Origin of the sequence: Vibrio sp. YT-15, from assembly GCF_033337445.1 — a bacterium.
In the GTDB taxonomy this organism is placed as follows: Bacteria; Pseudomonadota; Gammaproteobacteria; order Enterobacterales; family Vibrionaceae; genus Vibrio; species Vibrio alginolyticus.
The window spans coordinates 17,957-35,998 of record NZ_JAWOQR010000021.1; the positions used below are offsets into that span (position 1 = coordinate 17,957).

At 40.7% G+C, this 18,042-nt stretch carries 17 protein-coding genes; 16 read left to right on the top strand and 1 reads right to left on the bottom strand.

The window, feature by feature from the left end; translation table 11 throughout:
• The first annotated feature begins 45 nt into the window (after positions 1 to 45).
• The 6 genes from R7D93_RS23145 to R7D93_RS23170 all read left to right on the top strand — a co-directional run bounded on the left by R7D93_RS23145 (position 46) and on the right by R7D93_RS23170 (position 7,302).
• Positions 46 to 585, top strand: coding sequence for a hypothetical protein (locus tag R7D93_RS23145; RefSeq protein ID WP_140134537.1), 540 nt, complete (start codon positions 46 to 48; stop codon positions 583 to 585).
• Positions 586 to 1,018: 433 nt separating this feature from the next.
• Positions 1,019 to 1,360, top strand: coding sequence for a hypothetical protein (locus R7D93_RS23150; protein ID WP_118121310.1), 342 nt, complete (start codon positions 1,019 to 1,021; stop codon positions 1,358 to 1,360).
• A gap of 1,341 nt (positions 1,361 to 2,701) precedes the next feature.
• The gene (locus tag R7D93_RS23155; RefSeq protein ID WP_025624500.1) at positions 2,702 to 3,772 is read left to right on the top strand and encodes a replication initiation protein; all 1,071 of its coding nucleotides are present in this window, start codon (positions 2,702 to 2,704) and stop codon (positions 3,770 to 3,772) included.
• Between the two features lie 518 nt (positions 3,773 to 4,290).
• Positions 4,291 to 5,523 carry a ParA family protein gene (locus R7D93_RS23160; protein ID WP_158297105.1) on the top strand — a complete coding sequence of 411 codons (1,233 nt, stop codon included), beginning with the start codon at positions 4,291 to 4,293 and terminating at the stop codon, positions 5,521 to 5,523.
• 8 nt (positions 5,524 to 5,531) lie between these two features.
• The gene (locus R7D93_RS23165) at positions 5,532 to 6,503 is read left to right on the top strand and encodes a ParB family protein (protein WP_140134535.1); all 972 of its coding nucleotides are present in this window, start codon (positions 5,532 to 5,534) and stop codon (positions 6,501 to 6,503) included.
• Between the two features lie 613 nt (positions 6,504 to 7,116).
• Positions 7,117 to 7,302, top strand: a complete 186-nt coding sequence (locus tag R7D93_RS23170) for a hypothetical protein (RefSeq protein WP_118121315.1) — start codon at positions 7,117 to 7,119, stop codon at positions 7,300 to 7,302.
• A 424-nt stretch (positions 7,303 to 7,726) separates the two neighbouring features.
• Here the strand turns inward: R7D93_RS23170 and R7D93_RS23175 are convergent, their stop codons facing one another.
• Positions 7,727 to 8,242 (bottom strand): hypothetical protein, encoded by a 516-nt coding sequence (locus R7D93_RS23175; protein ID WP_140134533.1) that lies wholly within the window; start codon positions 8,240 to 8,242, stop codon positions 7,727 to 7,729.
• A 140-nt stretch (positions 8,243 to 8,382) separates the two neighbouring features.
• Between R7D93_RS23175 and mobH the strand changes: the two genes are divergently transcribed.
• From mobH to R7D93_RS23225, 10 genes are all read left to right on the top strand, one after another.
• Positions 8,383 to 10,230, top strand: coding sequence for a MobH family relaxase (mobH, locus tag R7D93_RS23180; protein ID WP_140134531.1), 1,848 nt, complete (start codon positions 8,383 to 8,385; stop codon positions 10,228 to 10,230).
• A complete protein-coding gene (locus tag R7D93_RS23185; RefSeq protein ID WP_140134529.1) occupies positions 10,223 to 10,555 on the top strand; it encodes a hypothetical protein in 333 nt (110 codons plus the stop codon). Before mobH ends, R7D93_RS23185 begins: the two co-directional genes overlap by 8 nt.
• Complete coding sequence (traD, locus tag R7D93_RS23190) at positions 10,530 to 12,077, top strand: conjugative transfer system coupling protein TraD (protein ID WP_025624834.1); 1,548 nt, start codon at positions 10,530 to 10,532, stop codon at positions 12,075 to 12,077. The genes R7D93_RS23185 and traD overlap by 26 nt, the downstream gene beginning before the upstream one ends.
• Position 12,078: 1 nt before the next feature.
• Positions 12,079 to 12,729: a DUF4400 domain-containing protein gene (locus tag R7D93_RS23195; RefSeq protein WP_140134527.1), complete on the top strand. Its 651-nt coding sequence runs from the start codon at positions 12,079 to 12,081 to the stop codon at positions 12,727 to 12,729.
• A 715-nt stretch (positions 12,730 to 13,444) separates the two neighbouring features.
• A complete protein-coding gene (locus R7D93_RS23200) occupies positions 13,445 to 14,479 on the top strand; it encodes an IS110 family transposase (RefSeq protein ID WP_222802168.1) in 1,035 nt (344 codons plus the stop codon).
• Positions 14,480 to 14,805: 326 nt separating this feature from the next.
• Positions 14,806 to 15,726, top strand: coding sequence for an IS5 family transposase (locus tag R7D93_RS23205; protein WP_012196880.1), 921 nt, complete (start codon positions 14,806 to 14,808; stop codon positions 15,724 to 15,726).
• 205 nt (positions 15,727 to 15,931) lie between these two features.
• Positions 15,932 to 16,456, top strand: a complete 525-nt coding sequence (locus R7D93_RS23210; RefSeq protein WP_225492287.1) for a hypothetical protein — start codon at positions 15,932 to 15,934, stop codon at positions 16,454 to 16,456.
• Between the two features lie 230 nt (positions 16,457 to 16,686).
• Positions 16,687 to 17,031: a hypothetical protein gene (locus R7D93_RS23215; protein WP_225492289.1), complete on the top strand. Its 345-nt coding sequence runs from the start codon at positions 16,687 to 16,689 to the stop codon at positions 17,029 to 17,031.
• A gap of 13 nt (positions 17,032 to 17,044) precedes the next feature.
• The gene (locus tag R7D93_RS23220; protein ID WP_225492290.1) at positions 17,045 to 17,428 is read left to right on the top strand and encodes a hypothetical protein; all 384 of its coding nucleotides are present in this window, start codon (positions 17,045 to 17,047) and stop codon (positions 17,426 to 17,428) included.
• Between the two features lie 11 nt (positions 17,429 to 17,439).
• The gene (locus tag R7D93_RS23225; RefSeq protein WP_140301938.1) at positions 17,440 to 17,898 is read left to right on the top strand and encodes a hypothetical protein; all 459 of its coding nucleotides are present in this window, start codon (positions 17,440 to 17,442) and stop codon (positions 17,896 to 17,898) included.
• The last annotated feature ends 144 nt before the right edge of the window (positions 17,899 to 18,042 follow it).

Genomic DNA, 18,042 nt, shown 5'->3' on the forward strand with positions numbered 1-18,042 from the left:
TAAGCCCATACCGAAAAAACAGAACTCCATCACAAGGAATCCAACATGTTAGAAACGCTAATCATTGGTCAGCCCTATCCAAATACGATACCGGTTTATGACGGAGCCATAGCTGAGTTCCTGCGTCCAACCTACAACAGATTGTTCATAGGTCTACCATCTATGACGAATGAAGAATGGGTAACTCTGTCTGAAGGGCGTGTGAGCGCCAAAATATATGTAGATAGAGACTCATCTGCGATGATGCTCGTATTCTCATTTGAGCGCGGCGGCTTTCAATTAAATTTCGACTGTCCGTATGACGCATCAATAGTTGGTGACATACAACTGCCTGAAGTCCTTAACAACTCAAAACGACTTGCCATTGAAATTGTGATAGTTGATACCGAAACACTTGTCCTTAAAAGTCTGAGGTTCATCACAATGTCTGAAGAACTTACCTCAGCGTTTCTTGGTCAAGTAGAAAAGCAATTATCTAGGGAATTTAATGCTTCAGAAGCAAATCATTGGATTGATAAACAACGTATGTTGTTTTCAGCGAATGAACTCGCAGCGTTACCCTTTCCCAAGTTTAGGTTAGCCTGAAACCTAGTTAAACCGGCTAACGCTCAAATGAAAATCTAGACAATATGAGAACCAAAAAGACATTAAAACTTGCCAGCTATTTAGTTGGAGCTTGCTGCTGTCTAACCATCAGTGCAGGGCTAACATTTGATATTGTGTGTGTTCCATACGCTTCGCTTGATGAATCATTAATGATATTTTTTGTATTCGTAGTTTCGTTGATACTCATGGTGAAACAAAAACAATAGTGAACCCAAAAAAAGGTGCAGTGATGGATGAGTATGACTTGTTTGATGTAACAGGCGAGACAAGGTTCTGAGTCCCCATTAAAGTCGGGAGACATTGACCAAAACAGAAATGATATCCGTATCCCCTTCAAACACCACCTGATAGTTTGGAAAGCGAGAATGGCTGATATCGTTTAAGTATCTAAATTAGTCAGTGGTAAAACAACATGAATTACGACAACGATGAGAACATATTTGGAAAAGCTTTGACGGTATATCCTGGCAAAGAGTCAACGCAAGATGCTCTCCAAGAACTGCATAGCAAGCTTGTTAAATCTGGTTTGACAAATACTGAGGCTGACCAAAAAGTTAAGGTAGTATCCACGGCATTGAAAGACAACGCGATTATAGCTCAGCTTCTAGCAATATCCGTAGATTCGAAATCAGTGTCACCGCTTGGTGACTTAACACAGCTAGCATTCGAGTTAGCTCATCAAATACGAAACCGTTTACCGTTAGAGAAACAAGAAGAACTCGACTCACACTTGAATACACTCAAAAGCTCATAACGGCAGTTATTATAAAAAAAGCGTCCATTGGACGCTTTTTTTATGCCGCTAGCAGCTCTAATTGACAGACTACTACACCAAGTTCATTTTTAATCAGCCAACTCTTGTTGCTCAGCAGAGAAACATAAACACTCGAACATGCCCACGTTCTATCACTACTTCTTCTTTCGTAATACTCCATTGCAAGCTCACACCTATAAAGCTCAGTAAGCTCAAAGCTGTCAAACTTCAATGTAACGTCTTCCGATTTCAACAATCTATGACCGTCAACATCCTCAATCAAAATTGCCCAAAACTCTCTCACTTATAACTAATAAGCTAACTGCTTATTCCCAATGAATTAATATAGATCCCAAACAACATCGTTGCAGATTCAGTGGTAGTGTCACTTAAACTCAAGTACATAACTGTAATCACTGCAATTGATGTAGTTATACCGCAATGATTCAATCATACCTCGCTCACTTTCCTAAACGGACATTAGGTACACTTAACATTGTTAAGTTAAGAAAAATAGAAAAGTATTTTATTGTTTATTTTATAACCCTATGATCTTACCTTTGTTTACCTTTAGAGACTTATGATCACCTCTAAGATCTTCTATATACCTATAAGGCACGAAAAATAAGCGCAAGATTATGATTATCAATGGTTTTTTCGGTTGTTCGTGTATTTCTTTTTGGTGTTTTTGTATTTGATTTTGTGCGGAATGATCATTTTTTTGTGTTGAACGATCATTTTTTTGTGATAGGTAGATTTAATTTTGTGATCTTTCGACTTTTTTTTGTGGCTACTTGAATTTATTTTTGTGGCAAATCACAGGTTAATAACAATTTATACACAGGTTATTGTATATGGTCATGAGGTACAAGCTTCACTAAAAGCATACATATATTTGTACAGCTTAACTTTTTTTTGTGTTTGAGTGCTTAAAATTTGTGAAGCTATGCTGGTTTTTAGGTGGTTTTAACTTATTTTTGTGCTGTTTGTATTTAATTTTGTGGTGATTGAACTGAGTTTTGTGGTCGTGTACTTTGTTTTGTGGTCATGTACTTTATTTTGTGGCGGGTCTATTCGGAGAGTTCATTTACAACTTGAGGTTTAGGAAATCCAAAGGCAAATGGTATAATGCATTAAAATGTTTAAAATCAACACTTTATATTACTTGTTGCATAGAAGGGTATGTTCTTTACGAGAATGCTGCTACTAACAACTCGTGATATGCCCCCCATTGTAAACTGAGTTTTGTGCTAGTTTTTACTTAGCCTTGTGCTAGTATGAACTGAGTTTTGTGTCTATTGGACCGAGTGTTGTGGTGAAACAACAAATTTAAGTACACGTATGACGGAAATGAATATAGAGCTGGTTACTGAAGACCACTTAGATTATCACTTTAAAACGCATGGGTTAATTTATGCGTCAACTAGTCTTACATGCCGAATGATGGACATGTTCGCTTTAATGCTAACCCATATGAAAGAAAGTGACTGGAACAAGAATAACGACCAACATTTTGTTCCTGAATACAGGTTCAACACGAGTCAGTTAACTCAATGGTTTGATATTGATGTTAAGTACCTGGCTACTGCCCTGAAGAACCCCGCGAAGTCTCTTGGCGAGAAACAAATAGGGATTGAAGATGACAAGGGTTCGTTCGCGTACTATCCGCTTTTAGCTAAAGTCACTTATGCTGATGGAACGCTTACAATTAAACCTAACGGCGAACTTAGACAGCTATACATCATCAACTCTCACAAAAACGGTCACGCCAAAATTGATAACAAGATATTTAAGAAGCTTACAAACCCTAACACCAAAAGAGTTTTTGAGTTTTTGTGCCGTTACCGTTCCAATCAGACTGAAATGTATTTCATTTCGGTGGATAAGCTTCAGGTACTATTTGGTGTTAAAACCGACAAGGGCAAAGTGCTCAAGAAAACATACATGAGGCATAGTGCCTTTATTAGTCGGATTATTGCCCCTGCACTTGCGGATATTGCTACGAATCCAATCGCTAAAGATAAGTTAGAAATCATCACTAAGGACGGACTACAAGGGTATGAGGTTGAGCCAACCAGTGATGGCGGTTGTAAAATTCGATTTTTGGTCAAGTGGAAGAACCAACTCAGCATTAAGGAAGCTGAAGCTTGTTACAGCAAAATATCTTCTTTGATGAAACAGAAGCAAGATATTGAATCTGAAGGTGGTGATGTTTTACCAACACTGCGTGAGATTCATAGTTTGTTTTTACGACTTGGCAATGAAGGACATGCTGAAGTTCTGGAAGATGAAATAAATAAACTTGTTGAGAGCAATAGGATTCCAGATGAACCTAATGAAGAAGAACTGAAGCTAGCTGAAAAACGCCGTGAGGTAGACAACCTGTTTGAACAAATGTTCTTAAAGAAATAACTTAGCCAAACCAAGCAAGGCTCCCCTACCTTGCTTGGTTGATAAACTTTTCATAGTCACTATGCTGGCTGAAGATATGTATGCTTTCACCGGTCTTTACCAACCTTTCGTACTTGCCCAAGCTCAGAGTTTTATAGCCGTACCGACTTGATACACGAAACCTTACTGCTCCTTCGCTAAGCATTCTTAGTGCTTTCTCTGTCTTCTTTCTCAGTTTGTCGGGTGCGTTCTTAGGATAAATAATGTTCATGCCGGTCAAATCCTCTGTTTAATTCATAACCTTATAGTTTCAAAGTATCACCCCATTAGATCTTTCCTAAACTCATAATTTTTATTCAATAAGAAAATAGCTTATTACATATTGTTTTTGATTCTTGTAGGAAAATGAACCAAAAAATGCAAAATGAACTTGTTAAAGGTTCAATTTGCATGTAGTCTGGTTTTAACTTAAAGGACATACTCAACAGGATTAATAACGAATGAACTTCAAAGAAAAAGCTACCGACCTGGGAACCAGAATGTTTCATGAAAACGTATCGCTTAAAGAAGAACTGTTAGAACAGTCAGCGATTCGTTTTAAAGATGACCTTTTGGAAAATGGTGTAACGCGCCTAGTCCATAACCATGCTGTCAACAAAACTACTCTAGGTGTCGATATTCTTGGTTTATCGAAAAACACGTATAACAAACGAATTGCACAGTTGATTGAAGAAGGTGTTATTGATGAACCCTACTTCTACAATAGAAGCCACATGTTTACACTAGAGCAAGTGCATGCCGTAATGAACCACTTTGGCTTTGAAAAGTTCTCTGATAATCATGATTCAACAGTTGTGTTAGTCAGCAACTACAAAGGTGGTACGGGTAAAACCACGACGAACACATCACTTGCTGTTAAAACGGCGCTAGACCTTAATCTGAATGCTCGTGTTCTTATTATTGACCTCGATCCTCAAGGCAGTGCGCGAGGTATCATTAACGTAGAGGATGAGAGTGAGGAAGTTTTCATCACACTATCTGACTTGCTTCGCTCACTATTTAAAGAGTTTGATTCTCAAGAGTTTGTAAATGAAGCAACTGAATTCCAAGAAGCAGGACATAGCTTTGAGGATGTGGTTCTAGCGGCACCATTCTCGACACATTTACCAAACCTCGATGTCATGACAGCTTTCCCAACAGACGAGCAGTTTACAAAACTTTACTGGTCACTGGACAAAGAAAAGCGTGTTGAATTGCTAACAGCGTTTGCCAACAAAGTTGTGCCAATTCTGAAATCACAATACGACATCATTTATTTAGACCTACCACCTCAAAATAGCCCTATTACTTGGTCAGCTATTGAAGCTGCCGATATGATCCTGTCTCCTGTAACGCCAAGAACTTACGACTACGTTAGTACAATGTCTTACCTTCTAACTATGTCTGAGCAATTAGAGGATTTGCCATCTCAAGGTGACAACGTGAAGTGGTTCAAAATCTTGCCGGTAAACTACAATGAGGCGAATAAGCAAGAGCGTAAGACTTATGACCGACTTCTAAGAACGGTGGGAAGCGATATGATCACAAAGGCGATTAAGCATAGCCCGTTCTTCCATGAAGCTGCTGACAAGAATCGTACTATCTATGACATCATTCGTTCTGAAAGTACATGTACTGATATTCAATACTATGATGCAATCAATTCTGTGAACGAGGTATACAATACGTTTATCTCTGATTTGAAAGCGTTAACAAGTAAGAACAATAAGTAGGTAAATCAATGATGAAAAAAGGCAAGAGCTTGTTGACTGGCAGCGCCAAGTCACGCACTAGTAGCCTAACCAGCTCTCAGACTCGAACATATTTAAATGGGGCGGTAACGGCTAAGCGTGTTGTCATCCCTGCATCTGAAGTTGAGTCCAAAACAGATATTCACCCTCTCAACCCACGTAACCAGGAAGCACTTACGTTAGACGCTGTCAGAGACATTTTTCCGTCTATCTGTGAGAACGGCGTTAACCAGGAGGGTGTTGCTGTTAGATGCCCTACCACTGGCAAGCTATTGCTTCTAGATGCAAGTCGTCGTCGTTTTTCGTGTATCAATGGTGGTGTTGATTTACCACTGTGGGAGTTACAGGAAGATGTTAGGGACGATCAAATGCTTGGTATCATCAATGATAGCCAAGAGGTTAAGCGTTGGTCTTACCCTGAACATGCAAGGTATCTTTTGACCATAGCGGAACGTAAAGGTATTGATGTTGAAAATACTAAGGTTGAAGACTTAGCAGCAGCACTTTCAATCGGTAGGGAGTCACTACGTAAGCGACTCGAAGCGAATAATGTTGAGCTTTCAATGCGCAAAGTATTTGTGGATTTTGAGGGTATACCAAATAGTTTCTACAGCAAGCTTGCTAAATACCAAAGAGCACTAATTAAAGCGGGTAAAGAAATTGACAAATCAATGGCAGAGTTCAAAAAGAACCTGACTGATTTAAGCTATGACGTTTCTGAAAGCCAAAGGGAAACCTTAGATCTACTAGAATCGTTCGTCGTAGAAAATACTACCGGTAAGCCTAAAAAAGCTACATGGGAGACAAATAAGCTGGCTGAGTTTGAGGACAAAAACGCTTACGCAAAAGTAAGTCGCAGTGCTGATAGAAACATGGTGAAATTCGAGTTCTCTCGCATTGGTTCTGAAAAGATGAACAAGATTGATGCATACATCAAACGTGTTTTATCTGGTGATGAGTAAAAACAACCTTTCATCACAGTGATACTTGAGGCTATATATAACAAGGGGTTGGGCGATTATTTTAAGTAAAACAATGGGGGTTGTCACAGCAAAACAATGGGGGTTGTCACAGCAATAGTGTTGACGGATAGGTGATTAGCTTAGAGCAAGTGAAAGACCAAATCCCGTAACAACAAACGCGACAATAATCCCTACCTCCAACATTATGCTATTGATAATCGCTGACCAAGTAATCGCTTGTTTAAATACTCTGTTCAGCATCAGTTTATAAAGGAATAGGTAGAGCCAAGCTAATAGCAGATATATTGAGAGTGAAAGTAGCACCCAATGAATTGCATTCGTAATAACACCCACTCTGAATATTTCTATGAGCAGTATGGCAAGGAAGCCAAAGATTAAGCCAAATGGAAATTTCAACAATCCCCGACTCGCAACTACTTTGATTCGGGTTGTCCATGACGCTTTAGGTAGCAGGTAGCAAACGGAAGCGAAAGCGGGTATGGCTCCGAAAAAAATAAAGTAGAAAAACCACTCCATCCTATGCCTTTTTCTTTGGAACTAAAACGTTAATGATAGTCTGGATATAGTTAGCAACCAAATCAATGCGAACACTATGAGAGCAACGTTATACAAAAACTCAGGCTTGGAGCAGCAAGTAGAACGATTTACAGATGAGTGTGACCTTGAGCTTGCACTTGAAAATGTTATGGGGCGATTTCCAAAAGCAAAATTGATTGTCGATGGGAATCATTTTAAATGGGTTCAGGTGGGAGATAACCGCATTTTGATTAGTCGGTAACAATTGAAATGAAAAGGCTCTTGAAGGTGCGAACTTCAAGAGCCGGATGGTTAAACCATCGAGCCAGAACTATTAATGGGATTAGTAATAATGGCTGAGAAAATAATAACAGCTTTTCAAACCGGAAAGCCAGTCAAAATTGAGAGCATGAGTTGGGCTGACTTTCTTTCTATGCTTGACCAAATAGGAAGTTCACATCAAACAACACTACGGGAGCAATAAGCCGATGCAAGAAAGAATCACTAAGTTTCTAAGTGTCTATGCGATGACTGGTTTAATTGGGGTTGCCTTCTTTGAACCGACACTCAAACACTATGCATCAATTATACTCAACATTACTGGCTAGACGTACTGGTAAAAACAATAAGGGCAAGCTGAAATTGGCTTGCCCTTTCTTTATCTTAACTTTGTTAAGGTGACTTCCCTACTCCACCTCTCCGATAATCTCTGACATTGCATCATGAGGAATAATGTCAACTGCTTCATAGTGAACCTGATTTCCATAGCATGAGCGAACAAACGCAGCAGGAGCCATTCTGTACCCCAATCGGGACAGAATGAAAGAATAAAAGCTTAACTGCAATTGATCTGAAAATGTTGGGGATGCATGGGACTTGGTATCTACGAGAAAGTACGTTCCATCGTACTGATACATCTGGTCTATGCGTCCATATAGATTTAAGTCTCTGAACAAGCACGCAATGTTTTCTTCTGACTTTGCCAAGGTAGCCAAGCGCACAACAGAGGGCATGTTTTCATTGGTTAGCCAAGAATCTACGTTTTGTGGTTGTGGAACTGACTGAAGTTGATATTTGCTTACGGCAATATGGTGAGCGTAATGCTCAATAATGCCCTTAATTCGTGGTGAGATAGAACGGTGCGTACCCCAAGTTACGAATTGACTAGCAGAAAATGGATAAGTCGTTGTTGCAGTACGCATATCACTCTCTTGGATTTAGGAAACTTATACCGCCAATGTACCATTTAGAAGTGATTTCCAAAGTTTAGAGGTCTATGAAAATATGGTTGTTCTAAGAAAAATAGGTGGTATCTCGCCTTGCTTTTGGAGTGTATGAAAACATGCTTAAACGTTGGTTCAAGAAGCTAGTTTGGCAAGCTGATAAGCAAGCATTTGTAGACTCAAAGCGCGAGATGTATGGTTTAAGTAACCTCGATGACGATGCCATAGGATATCCTCCAAATCCAATAGGCATTCCGGTGGTTCAGCCTCATGTGTTACTTGAGCGTATGCAGGGGCAAATTAACGCGATCAGAAACGAAATCGGCGTTAGTAAAGAAGTCTTTAACGAATATATCTATCCGGTATTTGAAAGCTTCATTCGTTATGCAGACTTACTTCCCGCTTCGGAGTACAAACATCACGCCACTGGCGGCGGTTTAGTCTCGCATTCACTAGACGTTGCGCACCGTTCTATGAGAGCTGCGCAGATGACACATTTTCCAGTTACCGTTGGTAGTTTGACTGAAACACAGCAAAGTAATATCCAGTGGCGCACAGGGACAATACTTGCGGGGCTTTTGCATGATGCCGGTAAGATACTAGCAGATGTACAAGTTCACGATGGTAATGCGAAAACTTCAGAACGAGTTATTTGGGATGCTCAAAGCGGTACGACGATCCATGCTTGGGCTGCTGAACATCAGATAGAACGGTACTTCATTACATGGAACCGCGATAGGCATATGAAGCATCAAAATGCTTCATTGGTGATGATGGAGCGTTTGATTCCTGCCAAAACGTGGTCATGGTTAGAGAAGTGCTATGACGGTAAGCATATTCACTCAATGATGTTGGCAAGTGTCGGCAAAACAAACATGTCTCATCCGATGCCGCAAATTATTGCCGAAGCGGATAGCGCCTCCACGAAAGCTGATATGTTCTCTCGCAACTCTCACATTACAAAAGAGATCAAGCGAGTCCCGCTTTCAGAATTACTTTGCGACCTGATTCGTCATTACATCCTCATTGGAAAATGGAAGGTAAATGAGAAGTCGGCGTACCTGTGGTTTGTTGAAGAACAATTGTATGTAATTTGGAATAACGCTGTCCCTGAATTGGTCGAAGAAATGGTAAATGCAGGGTATAACATTCCGTCCGTCCCTGAAGTTCTAGCCCGAATCATGGTTGAAGAAGGACAAGTTACGAGTAATGGTGATGAACTGTATTTTGACATCTACCCTGAAATACTCGGTGATGCTAAGAAACCGGTGAAGGTTAAGGGTCTGAAGTTTCGTAATGTCCAACGTTTAGTTCTTGAGCCGGAAAAGCTCTACTCACTCAAGGAACACTCAAAGCGCCCGAAAGTAGCGAAGCCTGTACAAGAAAAGGTTGATGAGCCACAACCAAAAGAGCAAGTTGTACCGGATAGCGAGATTATTGAAGAAATATTTGATGAGCCAACTGATTACACTGTTAGTGGCAATATGCATAAACAAAAGACGCATGAAACCAGTAAAGAAACATTGGGGCGTGTGCTCAAAAATATTAGTAAATCTCTCACTCTAAAGGCTGTTGAAAGAAAACCGTCAGCACCGGTATCGAAACAGAAGCATGATGCACCAAAGGAAATTGAAGTTCCGAGTTATACCAAACAACACGAATCTGAATTTGTAGATGCAGATAGTTCAAGTAATACACCGGATGAAGCGACCGATAATGTGTCAACTGAACACTCCGAGTTAAACGAACAACCTGAACTATCCACTAACGAGAGTCCATCTATCGTTAGTTTTACTACTCCAATAGCCCAATTCATTGCCAAGCACTACGACTATGAAGTTCAAGAACAGCGTATTCAAGTTCCAAATGACGCAGTGATGGATATTGTCATGAAAGCAGAGTTAGAGCTTAAAAATGTCTCGATGCTTGATCTGTTTGATTCACCGGAGATTGTAATCAATGACTGATAGTACGAACCCGACCAAATACAACTTCCCTTACAGAACGAACTACGAAGCTTACTTGATCGCTACGTGGCTGATTGCCGCAATGGTTCTATTTTGTCTGCCTTATGTTTTTGAAGTACCCAAGCAAACGTATTGGTATGCGGCACTTGCTTGTATTGTCATTGGTGTTGTCACCGGTCATAAAGCTTTCGAAATTCATATTAGAAAGAAAAGACTAAAAGGGTATCCATTGGAGTTTATAGATCCAAGTAGCACTAAAACACTGAAGATGTTTGGTATAGATGGAGAGGTGATCGAGCGTGTCCAACGAAACAGTAAAAAATAGCTTATTCCTGGGGTGGGGATCTTCTGTAGGTTACAACGAGGCTCAATTAATCTACGACATTACCAAACGTGAAATGGATGACATCATTGGTAAGCAAAATGTCACGGAAGGAAGTGGATATATACATGGTATCTTGGAAAAAGAAGAAGATATCCGATTTATGTTCAAGTGGGCTGATTTACACACTCTTATCACGGGAGCTTCTGGCTCTGGTAAAACCCGCTTCTTCGATCTTGTCCTTACTCAGCTTATCTTGAGGAAAGAATGCTGTATTTTTCTAGATCCGAAGGGTGATAAGGACATTAGAGCTATTGCTGAACGAACATGTGCAGCGATGGGGGAGCCTGATAGATACCTCATGTGGCATCCTGCCTATCCAAGAGACACAATTAGGCTTAACCCTCTAAAGAATTTTTCTCGTTCTTCTGAGTTGGCTGCAAGGGTAACAGCACTTATACCGGAAGATGGAGACTCATTCTATCGAGATATTGCCAACACCGTATTGCAGTATTTGATCGACGCCATGCACTTAATTAACGAACAAGTTACGCTCACGGCAATTCGTTACTACTACGAACACTTTGGCTTACTTATTGAAAAGGCGGTAGTTGCGTGGTGTGAAGCTAATCGAGTCGATTGGAAAGATAAGCTTTACTCGAAATTGGAATCGTCAACGAACGAAGAAGTGAGAGCGTTACTTTGTGTTGATTACTACCGAAACAGAGTTGCTTCCAAGTTCACAAATGCAACCATTGAATCAATGGCGAGTATGTACATCGACAAGCGAAGAACGTTGGAGCAATCAACGGGCAACCTGTTGGCTAACCTTTCTAAAGTCACTAATGGTGAGCTGGCAGAAATGCTATCTCCAACCAACCTAGATGATTCTCGCGGAGTATTCGACATGAAAAATATCATCGCTGACAACAAGGTGCTGATCATTGGTACGGATTCACTTTCGGATAGATTGGTTTCGAGCGCAATAGGGAAAATGATTCTTGCTGATGCGGCTGCTGTAGCTTCGGATCGCTACAACTACGGTGATGAAGATGACAAAGTCATTAATCTATTTGTAGATGAAGCGAGTGAAATGCTGTGTGAACCGTTAATACAAATGGTCAACAAAGCTCGTGGCGCAAGGTTCCGTTTATGGATAGCGACACAGACTGTCTCTGATTTTGAAGCTGAATTGGGTAGTAAGGCAAAGGCTGATCAAATAATTGCATCAACGAATAATTTCATAAGCTTTCGATGTGCTGACGTTCCTACTCAAGAGCGAGTCTTAGCACAGGTTCCAAAAACAAGAGTTCGATATGTGATGCGAACACAGGGCTTTAATGCTTCCAACGATGAGTTGGATGGGTTAGGAGCGAACATTGGTGAGCGTTTAATGGAAGAAGAAGCTGACATGTTTCCAATGCAACTAATGGGACAGCTCCCTAACTTGGAGTATGTTGCCTCGTTTGTTGGGGGGAACCTCAAAAAAGGTCGTGTACCTATTCTAGCGAAACCAAGGAAGTAATATGGCAAAGGACAAGAAAGATACAGGGCTTATTATTACGCTAATTTTTACTCTGGTAATGCCGATATTATTAATTGCGACACTCTTTTTACCTTCTGTTGTTGAGTCCAGTATGCAGCAAGAGTTGGAAAATATGTCTCTTTTTGTCGGTACTGATGAGGCAATTGAAATTTATGAATCTGTGTCATATCTGTCGGACTCGCTACTAGTGGATTCGGGCTTTATACAATGGTGCCGAGAAGTGCTGCTGCCAGTCGAGTATTTGAAAGGACAAGATATCAATGACAGGCTGTTCTTCAATACTGGATTTTGGAAAAGTGTAGATCAGGCTATTTGGGGCTTGGCGCTCAACTTGGATTTCGTTCTACTCAGACTGTGGGGGTTGAAAATCTGGATCGCGGCAATGATTGTCTTTACCGTTGCATCAATGATGAGTGGATATTGGATACGAGAGATTAAGAAGCATGGCTTTGAATACTCATCACCAATGAGGCATGGCATTAGTAGGCGAGTTCTGTACTCATTACCGCTGGTTGCACTGTTCTACATTACAGTTCCCCTGGCACTTCCAGTTTATTTTGTACCGATAGCTTGCGCTGTCTACTCAATGTCGGTCATGACAATTGTAGCGAACACAATCAAGCGAGTGTAGCAGTAGTTAATTAAGGGGTCGGAGAGTGTAAGTTTGATGCCTCCGATCCCCTGTTTTCCCTATGCTTTATTCAATATTCAACTCTTAGTCTATTCTTGATCTGTAGAGTACCGCTTTTCGAAGTGTAGATGGCGTGGAAATGAAGTGACTAGCTCTACTCACTCCACACATGAGGGGCATACTCTTACAATGTGCAATTCCGCCGAATAGGCGGCGTGTGGCTTCATGGCTTAGTTGCTTGCAGCGCTAGGAGTCACATTATGTGATCTGTCAGAACCTCCGCCGAATAGGCGGCTAAACCACTGCCGAATAGGTAGCTGACAATAGTAAAACACGATCACATGTTCCAACTACTGCCGAATAGGCAGAGAAACAATAGAAGCCCGTCTATTATTGGCGGGCTTTCTATATCTAAATCTACTTTTTCGCTTTCCCATAAAGCTAACAACACCAATATCCTGATCACTGATTTCTTTCCTTATTGCTGTTAGCGTGTGTGTTTAATCTATTCAGAGGCAAAAATACATGAGTTGTCGGTGGACAACAAAGATCGAAACTCTGACGATAAAGTTCGCCACTTTTACATTAAAGATTGAAACTTTATAAGGAGCAGTGCTTACAGGATAAGCACGGCTTTGATGTGATGGACGCACCTCCCTTCTAGCGTCGTTGTACCAAACTAATAGTACAACCATTAAGAGCAGGAGTAACAAGTATGTCTATTAAAGTTGTCGGTATTGATATAGCGAAAAATCTCTTCCAAGTGTGTGTTCTGGGTACAAATGGACAAATTTTATCAAACAAAAAGGTAAAGCGAGATAAGCTTCTAGATACTGTCCGCCAACTACCTGAGCAAACTGCTCTAGCAATGGAGTCATGTGCAACTTCTCATCATTGGGGCAGAATATTTCAAGAGCTAGGATATACAGTGGCTCTTATTCCAGCTCAGCATGTAAAACCATTTGTTGGGCGGCAAAAGAACGATGCTAATGATGCAAGAGCCATTTGCGAAGCCTATTCTAGACCTAATCTTCACTTCGTTCCTGTTAAGTCTGTTGAACAACAAGACCTTAAAGCGATACGCAGTGTCCGTAAACGTTTGGTAGAAAACAGAACTGCCTTGGCGAACCAGATCAGAGGATTGGCTGCTGAATACGGGGTAGTATTTCCTCTCTCTATTAAAGCTTTACGAAGTCATTTACCGCTAGCTCTTGAAGACGCAGAGAATGCCCTTTCCCCAGTAATGAGGAACTTACTGCAAACTTTATACTGTGACTTTGTCAGTCTTAGCGAAGAGATAGATGAAATGACCCAAAGTGTCACCATGTTGAGTCAGCAAAATCCAAAATATGAGGCTATTCGGAATATTCCTGGGTTTGGCCCGATTTTGACAGCGGCACTGATTAGTGAGGTAGGTGTTGGAAACCAATTCCAAAATGGTCGCCAGTTCTCAGCATGGTGTGGCCTAGTTCCAAAACAAAATAGTACAGGCGGAAAAAGTAGTCTTGGCTCTCTATCGAAGTATGGCAATCGTGAATTGAGAGCATTACTTATTCACGGTGCTCGCGCAGTGGTTCGGTGCGGAGCTAACAAAGCGGATGCTATGGGAGCATGGTTGAGAGGACTCATTGCACGCCGAGGAAAAGCAAAAGCGATTGTCGCTCTTGCAAACAAGCTCGGTCGGGTAGCATGGCACATCTTGGCGAAAAATAGTGAATACGATATTAATCAGGCATTTAAGCCTGTTTGACTAAAAATACTAAGTTCTAAGGAGATATCCTCAAGAAGCCACTGAGTTTGCAATAGCTGATGAATAAACGGTGAACCATCCTTACTACACTCTGATAACGCAACGAGGTTATTGAAACCGAGGCTTTGAAAAGACAGTGAGGAGCGGATTACATCATGGCGCAGGTCACATAGTAGACCTAGAAAGACGTCGGATATATGTTAGCGACCGTATCATTGAATCAGTCATTGCATCCTGAGGTGCGTCCATATATGTTGCTTAAATCGATGGAACTAAATCAAGAAGCTACGATCTGATCGGCTACACCCATTAATCGTCGTAGCCTCATGCCTAAACCTCGTTACAAAACAACTAACTGGACGCAGTACAACAAAGCCTTAATAAACCGTGGTTCTCTGACCTTTTGGATTGATGAGGAAGCGATAGCCGAGTGGAAGCAAAACAAACAAGGCAAGCGCGGCAGACCTCGCCAATTCAGCGACTTAGCCATTACTACTGCACTGATGGTGAAACGCATATTCTCTATGCCGTTGAGAGCACTGCAAGGATTTCTAGACTCGGTATTTAAGCTGGCTAACATCCCGCTAGTTTGTCCCCACTACACCTGTATAAGCCGTCGAGCTAAGGAAGTTGAGGTTTCATTTAAAACTAAAACCAGAGGTGCGATACAACACCTAGCCATTGATGCCACTGGCCTCAAGGTTTATGGCGAAGGCGAATGGAAGGTCAAGAAGCATGGTACTGACGGGAAGCGTAGGGTTTGGCGTAAGCTGCATATCGCAGTAGATACTAGCACCCACGAAATAGTCGCAGCAGAGCTGAGCTTATCTAACGTAACCGATGCCGAAGTACTTCCCAACTTGCTTAAGCAGACACGCCGTAAAATCATTGAGATATCAGGCGATGGTGCTTATGACACAAGGAATTGCCATGATGCCATACGGCTCAAGCGAGCTGTTCCGCTCATTCCGCCACGAGAAGGGGCAGCCTTCTGGGAACGAGGACATCCTCGCAACTTAGCAGTGGGTTGCCAGAAGCTCTACGGCTCTAACAAGAAATGGAAAAAGCGGTATGGTTATCATAAGCGCTCGCTCTCAGAGACAGCAATGTATCGGGTAAAACAGTTGTTAGGTGGGAAATTAAGCCTGAGGGACTACAACGCTCAAGTTGGTGAGACTTACGCTATGATCAAAGCGCTGAACAAGCTTACAGGGCTAGGTATGCCTGAAACTCAGTATGTTGTTTAAGAACTGAACAACATGGGGCTACCATGTCTTCTCATCGAATTAAGCAACAAAGCCCCCTAGAGGTACAAGAAATGGTTACTGTAGTCATACTTGTGAATTCAAGGACAAGCAAGAAAAAGACGTAGAGAGGAACAAAGCCTGATTTTGCTTTTCCTTAAGTGATGCTTAAAATGATATTTTTATAAACTGATAAAGAGGTTAGTATATGATAAGTTGGCTATTCGAAAAACTGGGAAGGAATTCAAGTAAGATTCAGGATAAAAGAATTTCAAGCTATCTTAATCAAGATATAATTAACAAGAAAAAAATTAATTCTTCTGACCCTACTATAGATACATCAGCATCTATACTAAAGAACGATCTTAAATCACAACTAGAAATTATTGAAAAATTAGATTCGGCTTTCGCGATTAATCACAATACGCTAGCCTACATCATGGCTCATGGTGCAATGATAATGAAAAGAGACTTAACAAAAGATGAGTGTGAAAGGATATGCTATCTAGTTTTGCCTCGTGTCCACGAATCTCATATCCAATCACTATTTATGATGGCTCGACATTCGTTAGCAAAAGCTTCAGAAGGTAATGATCTATTTAGTAATGCAAATAAAAATGTAATACCAGTAGTAATTGATGAGATGAGAAATTCATATAAATCAAACTTTCTACTTGATGAAATCGAGAGAATGAAATCAGCTATTGATGGCATGTTTAATCCTACAGCTTAGATTCTGACTCTTATACAACGTTTGACATTACAATGAAACTGACTTTGCATAAGCATCCAACATTAGAAATTGTTGGTCAATATATTCATTTTTGTTTGATAAAGAGTAACGACTCTAAGCAGGAAAGGGGCAAAAGCTTGCTACAGCAAAAGACAAACTATGACAAAAAGCGTCGAAAAGTTTCGAACTTTATTGTTACTTCTTGCTTTGAGTTGGCCTATTGAGTGAAATTGAGTTTTGATCTTTATTGTCAGTTCTTTGCTATAGTGTCACGTAGCAATCTGCCCCGCGTAACAGAAAAGTTTCAATCTTTGTTGTTCAGCGACATGAGTAATAAGGCTATTAAGCTTAATGAAGCCAATCAAAGGTTGACAGAGCTAATTAATGAGTTGCAGGAGCGTGAGCGTGAATATGACAAAGCTCTTGAGCATTCTGCAAACTATTTAGGTAACGATGAGCGTATAGAGCAGGGTAGGGACGCAAGGGCTCAGGCTTTATTAGAGAGCGTTTCAAGCGTTAAGAAAGAGATAGCGAGTCAAACTCAGGTAGTGAAAGAATTGGCAGCTAACTATTAGGTGGGGTTAATTCATGGCAGAAAAATGTCCTTTCTGTGGTGCTCTTTTTACAGTAACCGAAGTTGGAGGCGGTGGGATTTGTGGGGCTTGTCGTGAGCCTATTGATTGTCCTTATTGCAACGAAACGGTTCGAGAAGAGCGTACTACAGGATTTTTTAAAGAATCGCTTGTAAAAAAACCAGAAAGTCGTCTTTCTCAACATCTGGGGATTACTGATGAAGAATGGGATGAAATGGACGTTGAACTTAATGCAGATACCGGTAGTCATGACGAAATGACTTATTGTTATTGGTTTGAAGTTCCAGAAGGTACACTGCAAGAAATCCTAGATAAAACGGGGTGGAAAGTTGGAGATGTTATCAATGGCATTCCAATTTCGGTTGTTGATACTGAATAGAGGAAAGTTCGTTGAAGTTAGATGACTATTTATTTCATACGATTGAAAATTCGGACTTTCTTTCAGGCTTTGTTGTCGGTCATTTGGTGCTTGAGTCATTAATGAAAAAAGCAGTAGCTAAGTATGACCAAGGGTTAGGTAATTACGCAGATAAGCTAAAGTTCTCTGGTCTTGTTGGGCTGTGTTTCGAAGTAGGTATATTTACGAAACCACAGCAAACCACAATGAATGCAATCAATAAGATGAGAAATAAGTTAGCACACAATCTGGAATATACTCCTTCAAGACAGGAACTGAAGGCGGTTTTTGAGCTAGCAAGCGACTCTTTCTCTGATATCTCAGATGGAATATCACAAGGCATAGATACTTTAAGTGATCCTAGCTGGAAGCATGAAAAAGGTGATTACACTTTGTCGGACTTGTTTATACAAATCGCATATGACTTAGACCTTTTCGATGAACACTCATAGAAAAAGTTGTTCATGCCTTTATGCTCTTTTAACCAAACCTTAAAATCTACCAAATACATAAAACGTACAATCAATTCATTTAGATAGAGCGATAGCTTAACTTTGTTAAGTTGTCGCTTTTTTTTACCCCTTAGATAATTGCGC

Bases quoted from the DNA above. Each gene is read 5' to 3' on its own strand.
- R7D93_RS23195 (WP_140134527.1), top strand. From the start codon at position 12,079: ATGGCAAAGGACAAGAAAGATACAGGGCTTATTATTACGCTAATTTTT.
- R7D93_RS23210 (WP_225492287.1), top strand. From the start codon at position 15,932: ATGATAAGTTGGCTATTCGAAAAACTGGGAAGGAATTCAAGTAAGATT.
- R7D93_RS23145 (WP_140134537.1), top strand. From the start codon at position 46: ATGTTAGAAACGCTAATCATTGGTCAGCCCTATCCAAATACGATACCG.
- R7D93_RS23200 (WP_222802168.1), top strand. From the start codon at position 13,445: ATGTCTATTAAAGTTGTCGGTATTGATATAGCGAAAAATCTCTTCCAA.
- R7D93_RS23205 (WP_012196880.1), top strand. From the start codon at position 14,806: ATGCCTAAACCTCGTTACAAAACAACTAACTGGACGCAGTACAACAAA.
- R7D93_RS23160 (WP_158297105.1), top strand. From the start codon at position 4,291: ATGTTTCATGAAAACGTATCGCTTAAAGAAGAACTGTTAGAACAGTCA.
- R7D93_RS23165 (WP_140134535.1), top strand. From the start codon at position 5,532: ATGATGAAAAAAGGCAAGAGCTTGTTGACTGGCAGCGCCAAGTCACGC.
- mobH (WP_140134531.1), top strand. From the start codon at position 8,383: ATGCTTAAACGTTGGTTCAAGAAGCTAGTTTGGCAAGCTGATAAGCAA.
- R7D93_RS23170 (WP_118121315.1), top strand. From the start codon at position 7,117: ATGAGAGCAACGTTATACAAAAACTCAGGCTTGGAGCAGCAAGTAGAA.
- R7D93_RS23175 (WP_140134533.1), bottom strand. From the start codon at position 8,242: ATGCGTACTGCAACAACGACTTATCCATTTTCTGCTAGTCAATTCGTA.
- R7D93_RS23220 (WP_225492290.1), top strand. From the start codon at position 17,045: ATGGCAGAAAAATGTCCTTTCTGTGGTGCTCTTTTTACAGTAACCGAA.
- R7D93_RS23150 (WP_118121310.1), top strand. From the start codon at position 1,019: ATGAATTACGACAACGATGAGAACATATTTGGAAAAGCTTTGACGGTA.
- R7D93_RS23155 (WP_025624500.1), top strand. From the start codon at position 2,702: ATGACGGAAATGAATATAGAGCTGGTTACTGAAGACCACTTAGATTAT.
- R7D93_RS23185 (WP_140134529.1), top strand. From the start codon at position 10,223: ATGACTGATAGTACGAACCCGACCAAATACAACTTCCCTTACAGAACG.